The sequence below is a fragment of the Pseudomonas sp. 7SR1 genome (assembly GCF_900156465.1).
GTDB lineage: Bacteria > Pseudomonadota > Gammaproteobacteria > Pseudomonadales > Pseudomonadaceae > Aquipseudomonas.
Map to the genome: position 1 here is coordinate 3,169,426 of NZ_LT707064.1, position 14,458 is coordinate 3,183,883.

15 protein-coding genes are annotated in these 14,458 nt (G+C 61.4%); 3 read left to right on the forward strand and 12 right to left on the reverse strand.

Annotation, left to right across the window (positions count from 1 at the left end; genetic code table 11):
• Positions 1 to 2 precede the first annotated feature (2 nt).
• Entirely contained in the window at positions 3 to 809 is an 807-nt protein-coding gene (locus BW992_RS14425; RefSeq protein WP_072459326.1) for an alkaline phosphatase family protein, read from the reverse strand.
• Positions 810 to 995: 186 nt separating this feature from the next.
• Complete coding sequence (locus tag BW992_RS14430) at positions 996 to 2,063, reverse strand: ABC transporter substrate-binding protein (RefSeq protein ID WP_072393904.1); 1,068 nt, start codon at positions 2,061 to 2,063, stop codon at positions 996 to 998.
• Positions 2,064 to 2,415: 352 nt separating this feature from the next.
• Between BW992_RS14430 and BW992_RS14435 the strand changes: the two genes are divergently transcribed.
• Positions 2,416 to 3,141, forward strand: coding sequence for a UTRA domain-containing protein (locus BW992_RS14435; protein ID WP_072393901.1), 726 nt, complete (start codon positions 2,416 to 2,418; stop codon positions 3,139 to 3,141).
• A gap of 7 nt (positions 3,142 to 3,148) precedes the next feature.
• On the opposite strand, the gene BW992_RS14440 is transcribed toward BW992_RS14435, so the two are convergent.
• The 7 genes from BW992_RS14440 to minC all read right to left on the reverse strand — a co-directional run bounded on the left by BW992_RS14440 (position 3,149) and on the right by minC (position 8,964).
• The gene (locus BW992_RS14440) at positions 3,149 to 3,331 is read right to left on the reverse strand and encodes a hypothetical protein (RefSeq protein WP_072393898.1); all 183 of its coding nucleotides are present in this window, start codon (positions 3,329 to 3,331) and stop codon (positions 3,149 to 3,151) included.
• Positions 3,332 to 3,608: 277 nt separating this feature from the next.
• On the reverse strand, positions 3,609 to 4,898 hold the full coding sequence (locus tag BW992_RS14445; protein WP_072393895.1) for a M18 family aminopeptidase: 1,290 nt from the start codon (positions 4,896 to 4,898) through the stop codon (positions 3,609 to 3,611).
• A gap of 98 nt (positions 4,899 to 4,996) precedes the next feature.
• Complete coding sequence (locus BW992_RS14450) at positions 4,997 to 6,100, reverse strand: hypothetical protein (RefSeq protein ID WP_072431614.1); 1,104 nt, start codon at positions 6,098 to 6,100, stop codon at positions 4,997 to 4,999.
• A 44-nt stretch (positions 6,101 to 6,144) separates the two neighbouring features.
• The gene (locus tag BW992_RS14455) at positions 6,145 to 6,780 is read right to left on the reverse strand and encodes an RluA family pseudouridine synthase (RefSeq protein ID WP_072393889.1); all 636 of its coding nucleotides are present in this window, start codon (positions 6,778 to 6,780) and stop codon (positions 6,145 to 6,147) included.
• Between the two features lie 178 nt (positions 6,781 to 6,958).
• On the reverse strand, positions 6,959 to 7,213 hold the full coding sequence (minE, locus tag BW992_RS14460; protein ID WP_007960071.1) for a cell division topological specificity factor MinE: 255 nt from the start codon (positions 7,211 to 7,213) through the stop codon (positions 6,959 to 6,961).
• Positions 7,213 to 8,025, reverse strand: a complete 813-nt coding sequence (gene minD / locus BW992_RS14465) for a septum site-determining protein MinD (RefSeq protein ID WP_024779631.1) — start codon at positions 8,023 to 8,025, stop codon at positions 7,213 to 7,215. Before minD ends, minE begins: the two co-directional genes overlap by 1 nt.
• A 201-nt stretch (positions 8,026 to 8,226) precedes the next feature.
• Positions 8,227 to 8,964, reverse strand: coding sequence for a septum site-determining protein MinC (minC, locus tag BW992_RS14470; protein WP_072459324.1), 738 nt, complete (start codon positions 8,962 to 8,964; stop codon positions 8,227 to 8,229).
• Between the two features lie 118 nt (positions 8,965 to 9,082).
• On the opposite strand from minC, the gene BW992_RS14475 reads away from it, so the two are divergent.
• Both BW992_RS14475 and BW992_RS14480 read left to right on the forward strand, forming a co-directional pair.
• Positions 9,083 to 10,015 (forward strand): lipid A biosynthesis lauroyl acyltransferase, encoded by a 933-nt coding sequence (locus BW992_RS14475; RefSeq protein ID WP_072459323.1) that lies wholly within the window; start codon positions 9,083 to 9,085, stop codon positions 10,013 to 10,015.
• 36 nt (positions 10,016 to 10,051) lie between these two features.
• Positions 10,052 to 11,212: a patatin-like phospholipase family protein gene (locus tag BW992_RS14480; RefSeq protein ID WP_072393880.1), complete on the forward strand. Its 1,161-nt coding sequence runs from the start codon at positions 10,052 to 10,054 to the stop codon at positions 11,210 to 11,212.
• Positions 11,213 to 11,367: 155 nt separating this feature from the next.
• On the opposite strand, the gene BW992_RS14485 is transcribed toward BW992_RS14480, so the two are convergent.
• The 3 genes from BW992_RS14485 to BW992_RS14495 form a co-directional block, all read right to left on the reverse strand.
• Positions 11,368 to 12,153, reverse strand: coding sequence for an outer membrane protein OmpK (locus BW992_RS14485; protein WP_072393877.1), 786 nt, complete (start codon positions 12,151 to 12,153; stop codon positions 11,368 to 11,370).
• Positions 12,154 to 12,591: 438 nt separating this feature from the next.
• A complete protein-coding gene (locus BW992_RS14490; protein ID WP_072393874.1) occupies positions 12,592 to 13,893 on the reverse strand; it encodes a urate hydroxylase PuuD in 1,302 nt (433 codons plus the stop codon).
• A gap of 51 nt (positions 13,894 to 13,944) precedes the next feature.
• On the reverse strand, positions 13,945 to 14,448 hold the full coding sequence (locus BW992_RS14495; protein WP_076406450.1) for an ureidoglycolate lyase: 504 nt from the start codon (positions 14,446 to 14,448) through the stop codon (positions 13,945 to 13,947).
• Positions 14,449 to 14,458 lie beyond the last annotated feature (10 nt).

Below are 14,458 nucleotides of genomic sequence, written 5' to 3' on the forward strand. Positions count from 1 at the left end.
ATTCACTTGAGCAACTCCTGGCAATAGGGTTTGTCGTGCTCGACACCCAGCAACTGGCAGACGGTGCCGCACAGTTCGACCTGGCGAGGCGTTGCCTCGGGGTCGAGGCTGAAGCTGTCGCCCAGGACAAACAGCGGCACCTCGCGTTCCTCGGCCAGCATGCCGTTGTGGGAGCGGTCGTTGTTCATGCCGTGGTCGGCGGTCACCAGCACCTGGTAACCGGCGTCGAGCCAGGCTTGCAGATAGACCGCCAGGTTGATGTCGGCCGAGCGGGCGCTGTTGCGATATTGCGGGGTGTCGAGGCCGTGCTGGTGACCGGCATCGTCGATGTTCATCGGATGAACCAGGAGGAAATTAGGCTGGTAGCGCTGACGAAGATGTTCGGCGTCGGCGAACAGGTGGGAATCGGGATAGTGGTCGTTCCAGTAGAAATGCCCGTACTGGATGGGCAGGTCGGGATTTTCGGTATGCCGGTCGCGGGCCGATATGAACGGTGAGGCGTTGTAGAGCTCGCTGATCCAGTGATACGCCGCCGCTGCCGTGCTCAACCCGCCGTCGGTGGCGTAGTGGAAGACGCTGCGCTGGTTCGACAGGCGCGAGACGTTGTTGTGCACGATGCCGCTGTCGATGGGCTCGACGCCGGTGAGGATGCATTCATAAAGAGGACGGGACAGGGCCGGCAGTTCACATTCCAGTTTGTAGAGCGCCGCGCGTCCTGCGCCGACATACGCCTGCAGATGTCCCATGGCATGGCGCGCGACTTCGTAGTTGAGGCCGTCGAGCACTACCAGGATGACATTGTGTTTCATAGGGACCGGGACTCCGGATGGAAACCAGAAAGCTCGGATTCAGCGCAGATCAGATGTGGGAGCGAGCTTGCTCGCGATGAGGGCGTGTCAGTCGACATCAATGTTGGCTGATACACCGCTATCGCGAGCGAGCTCGCTCCCACAAGGGGGTCTTCGTTGGATATCCGAGCGGGGCTGACTACCGCCTCACTTCATTTCGACGATGACTTCTTCATTCCACTTCTGCGGCAGTGCCTTGGAGGTTTTTTCCCACGCATCGGCGTCCTTGATTGGCGTCACGCCCTTGTACTGCTCGTTGGGCAGCAGCTTGGTCTTGACCTCTTCCGGCAGTTTCAGGTGCTCGGCGCGGATCGGACGGGCGTTGCCCTTGGCCAGGTTGATCTGGCCGGCGTCGCTGAAGATATATTCACGGGTCAGCTTGGCGGCGTTCGGGTGCTTGGCGTATTTGTTGATGATGGTGGTGTAGCCGGAAATGACCGAGCCATCGGAAGGAATCAGCACGACGTAGTCATCCGGGTTGGCCATCTTGGCCTTGTAGCTCAGGCCGTTGAAGTCCCAGACCACACCGACTTCCACTTCGCCTTTTTCCATGGTGGCGATGGTCGGGTTGGCCATGGACAGGCGCCCTTGCTTGGCGATGTCGGCGAACATCAACAGGGCCGGTTGCAGGTTCTTCTCGTCACCGCCGTTGGCCAGGGCCGCCGCCAGCACGCCATTGGCGGCCTGGGCCGCGGTGCTCACGTCGCCGATGGAGACTTTGTACTTGCCGGTTTTCAGGTCGGCCCATTTGGTCGGCACTTCGGAGCCGTGCAACAGCTTCTTGTTGACGATGAATGCGATGGTGCCGGTGTAGGCCAGTGCCCAGTTGCCGTCCTTGTCCTTGGCCCAGTCCGGAATCTGTTCCCAGGTGCTTGGCTTGTAAGGCTGGACCACGCCCTGCTTGACCGCGATCGGGCCGAAGGCCGCGCCGACGTCGCCGATGTCGGCGCTGGCGTTGTCTTTCTCGGCGGCGAACTTGGCGATTTCCTGTGCCGAGCTCATGTCAGTGTCGATGTGCTTCAAGCCGTAGAGCCTGGCCAGGTCGTCCCAGGTGCCTTTCCAGTTCGCCCAGTCATCAGGCATGCCGACGCTATTGACGGCGCCTTCCGCTTTCGCAGCGGCTTCCAGTGTTTTCAGATCGGTATCAGCGGCCATGGCGGCGGTGCACATGGCGATGGTCGAGCCTAACAGTGATGCCAGGAAAAGCTGTTTCATCCGAAGCTCCTATGGGCGTATTCAACGCTGCGATTGCGGTTGTGTTGGTCTAGGTCAGCAATACCTGAGCCAATTTAAGCGGGCCCTGTGACAATTTGATGTCGATGCGAAAGGGCGCCACGGCTGCGAGACTCGAGCAAAGCGCCTGAGATTTAAGCGTAGACCATGGTTAAACATCTGATCTGAAAGGACTTGGCTATGATTTTGCAGGGGGGGTGAAGTGACCGTTCGGCGGCTCTGTCATCTAGCAGTCATATGCCGTGCCTAGGCTTGCAGGCATGAGAACAGGATCGATGGTCCATCGATTTCTGCCCGGAAACAGTGCTGGTCTAGTCCAGATAGGTAACGTTTGATGCGCATCGATGCAACCAAGGCGGTGACAACCATCGGCCAGGTCCTGCAAGAGCAGCTCGACCACGGATTGCTGGCCCCCGGCAGCCAGCTGCCGGCCGAGCGCAAGCTCAGTGAGTTATTCGGGACAACGCGAATCACCGTGCGTGAGGCCTTGTTGCAGCTCGAGGCCCAGGGACAGATCTATCGCGAGGAGCGCCGGGGCTGGTTCGTCTCGCCGCCACGGCTGGCCTACAACCTGATGCAACGCAGCCATTTCCACGCCATGGTGACGGCCCAGGGGCGGGTGCCTTCCACCCAGGTGATTTCGGCGCGGATGCAGCCGGCTTCGGCGGCGGTGTGCGCATGGCTACAATTGCCGGCGCTGTCGAGGGTGATCCAGATCTGCCGCGTGCGGCGTATCGATGAGCGCCTGGTGCTGTATGTCGAGCATTACCTGAATCCGCAGTATTTTCCCGACATCCTCCAGCTCGACCTGAACCAGTCCATGACCGAGTTGTATGCCCGCCATTACGACTTGCATTACGGCCGGGTGAAATTCGAAATCGTTCCCACGTCCTTGCAGCCGGAGGCTGCGGCAGCGTTGAAGGTGTCAGTGGGCAGCCCCGGGCTGCGCATTGCCCGGGTCAATTACGACCAGCACCAGCGCCTGATCGACTGCGACCTGGAATTCTGGCGGCATGATGCGATCCATGTCGGTGTGGATGTGCCGGAACAGACAACCTGACCCGGCGCTACAGCGACTCGTTGAGCTTGGCGAGAATCCTGAACAGGACCGTGGCCAGGATCAGCAGCATGCCGATCCACATGGCGAAGACCCCGACATTCTTGTCGCGGAAATTGAAGCCGATGCCCAGCAGGACCATGCCGGCCAGAATGGGCACCAGCATGGCGTTCAACGAAGACATGGAAATCATGGCGACAGCCTTGTCCAGGGAGGGATAAGGTCAGTCTAGTTGGGGATTGGCCGGGGTGTGATGATGTACATCACATGAGCCGCGATCCGGAGGCGAACACATTTGTGGCGACGGGATCTATCCCCGCAGGACTGCGAAGCAGTCCCAGGATTCGTCGGTCGCCGCGATCATCCGGTAGGGCATAGGGTTGCTGTGCAACCCAGCGGGGATAAATCCCCTCGCCACAGGAGTCTGCTTGTCTCTGCTGCGGATCTCCGGTCCGGACAGGTTTGGCGGTTCAGGGCAGCTCACGAGAGGCATAGAACGCGCTCAGCACCTTCACCAGGTGCGCCAGGTCATGGCTGCCGCACAGTTCGCGGATCGAGTGCATGGCGAAGGTCGGCAGGCCGATGTCCACGGTACGCACCCCCAACTGGCTGGCGGTGATCGGACCGATGGTCGAACCGCAGCCCATGTCGCTGCGCACCACGAAGCTTTGCACCGGTACTTCTTCGGCCATGCACAGGTGACGGAAGAACCCGGCGGTTTCGCTGTTGGTGGCGTAGCGTTGGTTGGAGTTGACCTTGATCACCGGCCCTGCATTGAGCTTGGGGCCATGGTTGGCGTCGTGCTTGTCGGCATAGTTGGGATGTACGCCGTGGGCGTTGTCGGCGGAGACCAGCAGCGATTTCTGAATGGTCCGTACGAACTCTTCGCCTTCAGGCAGCAGACGGCGCAGGGTCTGCTCCAGCATCGGGCCATCGGCCCCGCAGGCCGAGCAGGAGCCGACTTCCTCGTGATCGTTGCACACCAGTACGCAGGTTTCTTCGGTATCGGCGTTCAGCAAGGCCTGCAGCCCCGCATAGCAGGACAACAGGTTGTCCAGGCGCGCGCCGGCGATGAAATCGCCATGCAGGCCAACGATGGCGGCGCTCTGGGTGTCGTAGAAGCTCAGCTCGTAATCGAGCACCACATCGGCATTCAGACCGTGTTCGCGGGCCAGTTGGTCGGTGAGCACGGCACGGAAGTCGACGCGTTCGTCACCGGCGAACTGGGCGAGGATCGGCGGCAATTCGTTCTGTGGGTTGATGGCCCAGCCCTGGTTGGCTTCACGATTGAGGTGGATGGCCAGGTTCGGAATGGTGGCGATCGGCGCCTTGAAATCGATCAACTGGCTCTCGACCTTGCCATCGCGGCGGAAGGTCACGCGCCCGGCCAGGGACAGGTCACGGTCGAACCACGGCGCCAGCAACGCGCCGCCGTAGACTTCCACGCCCAACTGCCAGAACCCGTGGCGCTGCAGTTCAGGTTGGGGCTTGACCCGTAGGCAAGGGCTGTCGGTATGGGCACCAACCAGGCGGATGCCGTCGTGCAGGGGGGCGTTGCGGCCCAGTTTGAAGGCGATGATCGAAGAGTCGTTGCGCGTGACGTAGTAGCGACCGTTGGCCTCGGTGGCCCAGGTTTCGCGTTCGTCAAGACGCTGATAACCCGCCGCCTCAAGGCGCTTGGCGAGGCTGGCGGTGGCATGGAACGGGGTAGGAGAGGCCTTGAGGAAATCGATCAGGCCCTGGTTCAACTCTGCGCGCATAAATAACTCCAGACAGCAATGGGCGCGAGTTTACCCCATCGACAGCCTGCATTGCAGATCCAATCCCGTTGCTCAGGGCCTCGCGTCCCCGGTATCGATCAGGCCGAAGGCGTGACCTGCCGATTCAGCTGCGCCAGTATCAATGACTTGTCTTGAGCTCTGGAGGGCGCAGGCATTTGCTGCGGCCATTGTTCCAATTGGCCGAAGGACTTCTTTCGGCGTTCGGGTTCCAGGCGATTGATCTCTCGCGATGCCGAGTCCCACCAATGATGTCGGCAAAGGTTGAAGTAGGGATTCTGCGGCGCCTCGCTGCCATACAGCAGGTCACGACCGATTCTATAAAAGGCGCCGCGTTGATTGCGCAACTGCCATTTTATCTTCAGGCGTCTCCAGATAGGCGGGAGTGGTCGGCTTCGCGGTACGTCGCGGCTGCGTTCTATCAATTGCGCATCGAACGTTTCCCCATGCTGCGCGAAGAAGTGCGCATGCATGGTGTGGAAAAACTGCTTATGCCCAAAATAGTGATAGACGTGTCTGTCGGTTTTCCTGATGGTCTGGTTGCGCAGCGTGAATGAGATCGCGATCTGCTCTATGGTGTGGATGTCAAAGCCACCTTCGGTCCATTCATCGATCCGCTCGATGGCCTGCTCCAGCAACGACGCGTCGTTATCGTTAACGCCGCACAGCCCGCTGTTATAGAGCTTGAAGCCGTTCCCCCGACTGACGCCGTGGGCACGCAGGCAGTTACCCAGGCGGAGGTAGGTCTCGCGTTCGCACACCTGGTCCCAGTGATATTCAAAGCTGTCCATCAGGTTCTGTCCTGGCTGGATCTGTTGGAATAATGACCCCGGGTGGGCGAGGAACAGTGTGTCGGTGTCGACGAACAGGGTCTTGTGCGCCAGCTTCAACCCTGCGGCGATTGCACAGGCCTTGCGTCTGTGAATGTAGCCATTGTTGCCTTGCCATTCGCTCAGCAACTGTGGCGTCAGGGCAAGGGTCTCGACGGGCCAGCCAAGGTAGTCCTCGGGCCTGTCGGTCAGGATTCTGATATGCGGCATCGTCGATGACTGACCATGGCTCAGGGCTGTCAGGATGCTGAACTTGGCTTCGTGCCGGTACACCTGCTTGTCGCCATAAATCAGGTACAGCAGTTGGTGACGGACTTTCTTGACGGGTGTTCCTTGGAAATCAATGACCTGCATTCAGGGGCTTCTCGGTTGAAAACTCATGTCTCGGCCAGGGACGATCAGAAGGGCGCCGGGCACTCGAAACGCAGGCGTTCGCCACTTTGCGGATGAGTGAAACTCAGCATGCTGGCATGCAGGCAGAGGCGGGGCCAGGCAGCCAGGGCCTGAGGGTGGGCATAGAGCCCGTCGCCCAGCAGCGGATGGCCGATGCAGAGCATGTGTACGCGCAACTGGTGCGAGCGCCCGGTGATCGGCGTCAGTTCGACCCGGCACCAGTCACCGCAACGTTCCAGCACTCGCCAGAAGGTCAGGGCGTGCTTGCCGTGCTCATGGTCCACCACGTGACGTGGCTTGGTCGGTGGGTCATAGCGCAAGGGCAGGTCGATGCTGCCGCTGTCCAGTGCTGGCTGGCCCCAGCACAGCGCCGTGTAGGCCTTCTCGGTTTCACGGTCATGGAACTGCCGGGACAACTCGCGATGAGTGTCGGGATCGCGGGCCAGCAGAATGATGCCGGAGGTCTCCCAGTCCAGCCGGTGTACGATCCGGGCTTCCGGATAACCGTTTTCCTGCAGGCGGGTGATCAGGCAGTCCTTGTTGTCATCGGCCCGGCCGGGGACCGACAGCAACAGGGTCGGCTTGTCGACCACCAGGATAGCGGCGTCCTGATGAATGATACGGATGTTGGACAGGGGCATTGAAAACAGTCTCGGTACAAACGCCAACGGCGGCTCGGACCCGGCCCTTGAGGGAGCTGCTTGCTCGCGAAAGCGGTTTTGAAAGCACATCGATGCTGGATGTGCTGCCGTCTTCGCGAGCAAGCTCGCTCCCACAAAGGCAGTGGGGTCCGAGCCGCCGTGGCTCCCGCAGGATCGATCAGCGATCCGGCAGGGTGATATTGAGTTCCAGAATCGAGCAGCTGCCCTGGCTTTCCAGTGCGACATGCACGTCATCGTTGCCGATATTGACGTACTTGCGGATCACTTCGACCAGTTCCTTCTGCAGGGAAGGCAGGTAGTCCGGGGTGCTGCGTTGGCCGCGTTCGTGCGCCACGATGATCTGTAGACGCTCTTTCGCGACCGAGGCGGTACTGGGCTTTTTGTTGGCACGAAAGAAGTCAAAAAGGTTCATTACCTACCTCCAAACAGGCGCTCGAAGAATCCCTTCTTCTCGACGTTGAGGAACCGGTGTTCCAGGTCTTTGCCCAGCAGGCGGTCAACGGTATCGCTGTAGGCCTGGCCGGCGTCGCTCTGGTCGTCGAGGATCACCGGGACGCCCTGGTTGGATGCCTTGAGCACCGCCTGGGATTCAGGGATCACGCCGAGCAGCCGCACGGCGAGGATTTCCTTGACGTCTTCGACGCCGAGCATTTCGCCCTTCTCGACACGCTCCGGGTGGTAGCGGGTGATCAGCAGGTGTTCCTTGATAGGCTCCTCGCCTTTCTCGGCGCGACGGGACTTGCTCGCCAACAGGCCCAGCATGCGGTCGGAGTCACGCACCGAGGAGACTTCCGGGTTGGTCACGACGATCGCTTCGTCAGCGAAGTACATGGCCAGGTGGGCACCTTTTTCGATACCGGCCGGCGAGTCGCAGACGACGAATTCGAACTGCTCCTTGAGCTCCATCAGGACTTTTTCCACGCCTTCCTGGGTCAGCGCGTCCTTGTCACGGGTCTGGCTGGCGGCCAGCACGTAGAGGTTCTCAAGGCGCTTGTCCTTGATCAGGGCCTGTTGCAGGTTCGCTTCACCGTTGACCACGTTGACGAAGTCATAGACCACGCGGCGCTCGCAACCCATGATCAGGTCCAGGTTTCGCAGGCCGACGTCGAAGTCGACGATGACTGTCTTGTGGCCGCGCAGAGCGAGGCCGGTACCGATAGCGGCGCTGGTGGTGGTCTTACCCACACCACCCTTGCCGGATGTAACCACGAGAATCTTGGCCAAGGTGTTTCACCCCTAAGGAAAAAGGACTTTGTCAGCCCCTGAAAAACATCTCTAGAGAACGGCGGCAATTGGACAGGCTTGGCTGGAACAGGGTGCAGGGCCGAGTCTACCTCCGGTAAACACTGCCTGGTCCTGTTTCCTACGTCGTTTCAGCCGTTTTCGCTACGTTTCAGAGATGCTTGGAAAATGCGGCAGTATCCGTCAAAGCCGAATGATGTTCAACACGTCGCCCGACAGGCTGACCTGGACGCCGGCCCCCCATAGCGGATCGCGGCGCAGATCCTCGGAAACCTTGTACTGTCCGGCGATAGAGAGCAGTTCAGCGCTCAATTGCTGACAGAAGATCCTGGCTTTCGTATCGCCCTTGACGCCGGCCAGCGCTCGGCCGCGCATCGGGCCGTATACATGGATGTTGCCATCGGCCAGAAGTTCCGCTCCCGGGCTGACCGAGGACACCACCACCAGATCGCCACCCTGGGCATAGATCTGCTGGCCACCACGTACTGGCGAGGTGATCACGCGGGTCGGCTTGACGGTGGGCTCCGGCGGTTTTTCCGGCTTTTTCGTCGATTCGGCCGGGCCTGGTTCCAGCAGCCGTTCCCGGGCACCGGATGGTGGCAGCACGGGAATGTCCACGGCGATTGCCGCGGCGATGTCCTCGATGCGGCTGGCACGGATCGCCAGGGTGCGCAGGCCGTGCTGGCGACAGACGCGCATCAGGCCGGGCAGGTCCACCGCACCTTCGCCAGGAGGCAACTTGTCCAGGGCCAGCACCAGTGGAGCGTTGCTGAAGAAGTTCGGGGCTTGCGCGACTTTCGCCGTGAGCTGTCGGTCGAGGCCCTCCAGGTCGTTGCGGGCCAGCTCCAGCACCGTAATGGCGAGCATGCTGCCCTTCAGCTGGAACACGGGATCTTGGTCTAGCGGTTCGGTTTGGCTCATGGTCGGCGTACAACGGCTTGTCACTAAAAGTGCCGAGACTTATAACGAGATCGTCCGCGAGCCGCAAGCCGGGTCGAACGATGTAGAATGCGCGGCCCATGTCTTTATGGAAGCTGTAATGGATCGCCCGCGTTTTCAAACCGCTTTTTTTCATCCGCGTTTCTGGTTGCTCTGGTGCGGCCTGGGGCTGTTGTGGCTGGTCGTCCAGCTGCCTTATCCGTGGCTGCTGCGGGTCGGACGCGCATTGGGGGCGCTGATGTACCGGGCGGCAGGCGACCGGCGGCGCATTGCCCGGCGCAACCTGGAGCTGTGCTTCCCGGAAAAGTCCGCGGCCGAGCGCAAGCGCCTGCTCAAGGAGAACTTCGCTTCCACCGGCATCGCTTTTTTCGAAATGGCCATGAGCTGGTGGTGGTCGCGCTCGCGCCTGGCGAAGCTGGCTCATATCGAAGGCCTGGAGCATCTCAAGCAGGCCCAGCGCGAAAACCAGGGCGTGATCCTGATGGCCTTGCATTTCACCACGCTGGAAATCGGTGCCGCATTGCTTGGCCAGCAGCACACCATCGACGGCATGTACCGCGAGCACAAGAATCCGCTGTTCGATTATATTCAGCGCCAGGGTCGTGAACGGCATAACCTCGACTCGCTGGCGGTGGAGCGCGACGATGTGCGTGGCATGCTCAAGCTGCTGCGCGCCGGTCGGGCGATCTGGTATGCGCCAGACCAGGACTACGGTGCCAAGCAGAGCATCTTCGTGCCGCTGTTCGGCATCCAGGCGGCGACAGTCACGGCCACCACCAAGTTCGCGCGCCTGGGCAAGGCGCGGGTCGTGCCGTTCATCCAGGAGCGCCTGGCCGATGGCAGCGGCTATCGCCTGGTGATCCAGGCGCCCCTGGAGGATTTCCCCGGCGAGACCGAGGAAGCCGATTGCATTCGTATCAACCAATGGGTGGAGCAATCGGTGCGCGCTTGCCCCGAGCAATACCTGTGGGCCCATCGCCGGTTCAAGAGCCGCCCGCCGGGTGAGCCGAAGCTGTACGACAAGCGCGGTTGAACCTGTAGTCCACATTCATGAGCACGGAGCGTTGCGATGACCCCAGCTGAACCGGTGACAGGTTTGATTCTTTCCGGCGGCGGGGCTCGGGCGGCGTATCAGGTAGGTGTATTGGCGGCAATTGCCGAGTTGTTGCCAGACGGCGCGCAGAACCCGTTTCCGGTGATTGTCGGCACCTCGGCCGGAGCGATCAACGCGGTCAGCCTGGCCAGCGGGGCGATGGACTTCAAGGCCGCCATCGAGCGCCTGACCGCGTTCTGGCAGGCGGTGCGCAGCCATCAGGTCATGCGCAGCGACTGGCGCGGCGTGATCGTCCAGGCGACGCGGTTCATCGCTCACAGTCTGCTGGGCCTGGGTGCCCGGTTGCCGGTGGCGTTGATCGACAGCTCACCCTTGCGCGAGCTGCTCCAGGCACAATTCCATGCTTCGGGTATCGAGCAGGCCATTGCGCAGCAGCAGTTGCGTGCCGTGGCGGTGACCGCGTTCGGCTATGAATCCGGCCAGGCCGTGACCTTCTACCAGGGCCGCGGCACCATCGAAGCCTGGTTGCGACATCGTCGAGTTGGCGTGCCGGCCTTGTTGTCGGTCGAACACCTGCTGGCCAGTTCGTCGATCCCCTTGCTGTTCGCGCCCGTCAAGATCGGCCCGCAATATTTCGGCGATGGTGCGGTACGCCAGTCGGCGCCCATCAGCCCGGCATTGCACCTGGGGGCGAATCGGGTGCTGGTGATCGGTGTCAGCGGCAACCCCCGTGGCCCCAGCCCCCGGGAATCGGTGGAGCGCAGCTACACCGGGCAACAACCGACGCTGGCCCAGATCGGTGGGCACATGCTCAACAGTACCTTCATTGACAGCCTGGAAAGTGACATCGAGTTGCTCCAGCGTCTCAACGGGTTCAGCCATCTGCTGCCCGATAACGTATCGCCCCATGCGTTGGGCGCCGCGCCGGTAGAGGTGCTGGTGATTTCGCCCAGCCAGCCGATCGACGAAATCGCCGCCCGCCATCGCCAGGAGCTGCCGGCCGCGTTGCGAATGTTCCTGCGCGGGCCGGGCGCGACCAAGACCAGCGGTGCCGGTGTGCTGAGCTATCTGTTGTTCGAGGCGGGGTATTGCAACGAGCTGATCGAGCTGGGACGCCAGGATGCACTGGCGCAGCGCGAGGCGTTGACCCGGTTCCTGGGGCTGGCCCAGGGATGACTCCATGCCGAGCCCCTGTGTGAGCGGGCTCGCTCGCGAATGCGTTGGATCGGCTTGCACCGATGTTGAATGCTCAGCCGCCCTTGCGAGCAAGCCCGTTCCCACAGGGGGGCGTGGCGAGCTCCAGGGGCGGGATCGACCTGTACCGAGTCGGATCAGAAGTGGTACTTGAGCAGGAAGCTGGTGGTGCTCTGGTTGGTCTTGAATGCTTCGCTGTCTTCGATGGCGTACTTGTTCTTCCAGTAATCGTACTCCACGCCCACATACAACTGCTTGGCCCCCAGTTTCAGCGCTTTGCCCAGGTCGTACTTGATCTGCGGGACGATGTGCAGGTTGGCGTGGTAGGTGCCCTTGGCGTTGGTGTCGTTATCCACCACCCAGTCGATGAAACCGTCGATCAGGATATCGGATGAACCCACCGGGAGGGTGTAGGCCCAGACTGGCGTGATCTGCCAGACATCGTCGCCGGGGCGGGAGCCTTCGGTCTGGCGGTTATAGAAATTCAACTGGAAATAATCGAAGCCGGGGACCGCCAGGTCGAAGCCCGGGCCGATCAGGTAGGACTCGTTGTCGCCTTCACCGAACTCATAGGTCATGGCCAGCAGCACGTCCTTGATCGGCCCCACTGCCAGCTTCTGGTCGAAGAGCTTGCCGAACGACAGGCGCGGACTGAACTCGCCGTAGTAGGTATTCGGGCCGGACTGGCTGTCGTCCTGGCCGTTGTAGAAGATCCGGTCGAGGAAGAAGAAGTTGTCCCCGTATTTCCAGGCATCGGCGTGTTCGAAGGTCACGGTCTGCTGGATACGCGGGTTGATCTGGAAATCCTTGCCGTAGAGGTAGGTCAGGCTGTTGTTCTGCCACTGGAACAGATCGTCGGCCATCGCCTGGCTGCCGGCCAGCAGGGATCCCGCGACAATCAGGCTGGTGCACGTACGTTTCATTCGGTTTGCTCCCAAGGTTGGTGATTTTTTTGAAGTCAGCGCTCTGGTGTGGCGCCTTTTGCCACGGATAAACATCCGTTCGGTCAGCTTTCTGTTCGTGGCAGGGGCTGACAGGATTGAGCCGAAGCCGGCAAGGGCCATCGGCAGGATCAGGCGTTGGAAATTATTGGAGTGGGCCGGATTCGAGCGGCCGCGCAGGATACGGACTTGCCCCGAGGGGCTCAAGTACCCTGCGACGGTGAGTCTGCCGCGCTTCCGAGGCGTAACGGCGAGTCTGGGTCATCTTGCGTTCCTCTAGTTCTTATTGTTTGAGGCGCAGCAGCCCCTGACGGGCCACCGGCGGTATGTGCCGGTGCCTGTCAGTGGCATGACGGGGGCTGGGGGCTGCGGGGTTGATCGATGGACGAACGTTGGCGTCGGCCAATCAACCCACAGGCCTTAGTTGGTTCGCGCGCCCTGGCTGATCCACGCGCCGATCAGGTCGCGTTCCTGTTGGGTCATCTGGGTGATGTTGCCCAGGGGCATGATCTGGGTGGTCACGGCCTGGGCCTGGATACGCGCGGCCTGTTGCTGGATCTGTTGCGGCGTATCGAACATCACCCCGCCCGGTGCGGCGCTGAAGAGCGGGCTGGTGGGTTTGGCCGAGTGGCAGACCGAGCAGCGTTCCTGGATCACGCTGTGGACCTTCTCGAACGAGGGCCCCTGGGCGTTGCTTGCCTGGGCGGGTTGGGCGGCCGGTGCCGCTGGCGCCGCTTGCGGCTTGGCCCCACCTCCGGCTGCGGTTTCGGGCAAGGGTTGATATTCGATGGCCGCGGGTGCCTTGGTCACTTCCGGTGCGGTGGGAGGGGCCTTGGGGCCTGTGACATAGGCCAGGCAAATCATGGCCAGGGCACCGACCGGCAGCGTCCAGGCGAACCGGTTGCTGTCGTGGCGGGTGTTGAAATAGTGACGCACCAGCACCGCGGCTACCGCGATCCCGGCCAGGATCAGCCAGTTGTATGGACTGCCGTAGGTGCTCGGGAAGTGGTTGCTGATCATGATGAACAGCACCGGCAGCGTGAAGTAGTTGTTATGGCGCGAGCGCAGCAAACCCTTGGCCGGCAGGGCCGGGTCGGGGGTGCGGTTCTCGGCGATGGCGGCCACCAGGGCGCGTTGCGCCGGCATGATGATACGGAAGACGTTGCCGACCATGATCGTGCCGATGACGGCCCCGACATGCAGGTAGGCGCCGCGTCCGCTGAACACCTTGCTGAAGCCGTAGGCCGCGGCGATCAGCAGCACGAACAGGATCAGGCCGAGCAGGGTGGGGTATTTGCCCAGGGCCGAGTCGCAGAGGAAGGAATAGACGAACCAGCCGACGAGCAACGAGCCGAGTCCCAGGGCGACGCCTTCGGGCCCGCTCAAGCCGCTGCCGGGAGCCAGCAGGTAGACGGTCGGGTTCCAGTAGAACACCAGGCACAGCAGCACGATGCCCGACATCCAGGTGAAGTAGGCTTCCCACTTGAACCAGTGCAGATTCTCCGGCATGGACGGTGGCGCGAGCTTGTATTTTTCCAGGTGGTAGATACCGCCACCGTGGATGGCCCACAGGTCGCCGGCCAGGCCGCTCCTGGGGTTGACGCGATTGAGGTTGTTTTCCAGCCAGACGAAGTAGAACGACGCGCCGATCCAGGCCACGCCAGTGATCATGTGAACCCAGCGCACGCTCAGGTTCAGCCATTCCAGCATATGTGCTTCCACAGTCGTTACCTCTCGCCCGTCACGCTTGTTCTCGCGTGATCGGACCTTCTCTTATTGGTGGGGGGCGAGGATCAGACAATCATCCTCTTTGAAGAAATGCTCATCGCAGTTATTGCCTGTGCCACTGCGATCAACCACCAGGAAGTCATCCCGCTTTTCGATCGTCAGCACCGGGTGGTGCCAGACGCCGCGATGGTAATTGATGCCCTGCCTGCCGTTGGTGACGAAGGCGCGGACCAAGCCTGATACAGGTACATCGCCAAGTGGCGCGACCACGATCAGAAAGGGGTTGCCGAGCAGCGGAATGAAGGCCTGGCTGCCCAGCGGATGGCGCTCCAGCATGCGTACGGTCAGCGGCATGTCCAGCGCGTCGGCGCGGAAGATGCTGATGATCGCCTGATCGTCCGGCGTGGCGGTTTGCACCGTCGCCAGGCGATGGAAGCGAATGGTCGAGCCGTTGTTGATCATGAAGTGATCGCTGCCGTCGGTTTCGATCACGTCACCGAACGGGGCGAAGGCTTCTTTGGTCAACGGTTCGATCTTGAGTGTGCGCATGCTGGTCTTC

Coding starts and splice junctions, on each gene's coding strand:
- minE (WP_007960071.1), bottom strand. CDS start 7,213: ATGAACCTTTTTGACTTCTTTCGTGCCAACAAAAAGCCCAGTACCGCC.
- BW992_RS14485 (WP_072393877.1), bottom strand. CDS start 12,153: ATGAAACGTACGTGCACCAGCCTGATTGTCGCGGGATCCCTGCTGGCC.
- BW992_RS14475 (WP_072459323.1), top strand. CDS start 9,083: ATGGATCGCCCGCGTTTTCAAACCGCTTTTTTTCATCCGCGTTTCTGG.
- BW992_RS14455 (WP_072393889.1), bottom strand. CDS start 6,780: ATGCCCCTGTCCAACATCCGTATCATTCATCAGGACGCCGCTATCCTG.
- BW992_RS14480 (WP_072393880.1), top strand. CDS start 10,052: ATGACCCCAGCTGAACCGGTGACAGGTTTGATTCTTTCCGGCGGCGGG.
- BW992_RS14450 (WP_072431614.1), bottom strand. CDS start 6,100: ATGCAGGTCATTGATTTCCAAGGAACACCCGTCAAGAAAGTCCGTCAC.
- BW992_RS14445 (WP_072393895.1), bottom strand. CDS start 4,898: ATGCGCGCAGAGTTGAACCAGGGCCTGATCGATTTCCTCAAGGCCTCT.
- minC (WP_072459324.1), bottom strand. CDS start 8,964: ATGAGCCAAACCGAACCGCTAGACCAAGATCCCGTGTTCCAGCTGAAG.
- BW992_RS14440 (WP_072393898.1), bottom strand. CDS start 3,331: ATGATTTCCATGTCTTCGTTGAACGCCATGCTGGTGCCCATTCTGGCC.
- BW992_RS14495 (WP_076406450.1), bottom strand. CDS start 14,448: ATGCGCACACTCAAGATCGAACCGTTGACCAAAGAAGCCTTCGCCCCG.
- BW992_RS14430 (WP_072393904.1), bottom strand. CDS start 2,063: ATGAAACAGCTTTTCCTGGCATCACTGTTAGGCTCGACCATCGCCATG.
- BW992_RS14425 (WP_072459326.1), bottom strand. CDS start 809: ATGAAACACAATGTCATCCTGGTAGTGCTCGACGGCCTCAACTACGAA.
- BW992_RS14435 (WP_072393901.1), top strand. CDS start 2,416: ATGCGCATCGATGCAACCAAGGCGGTGACAACCATCGGCCAGGTCCTG.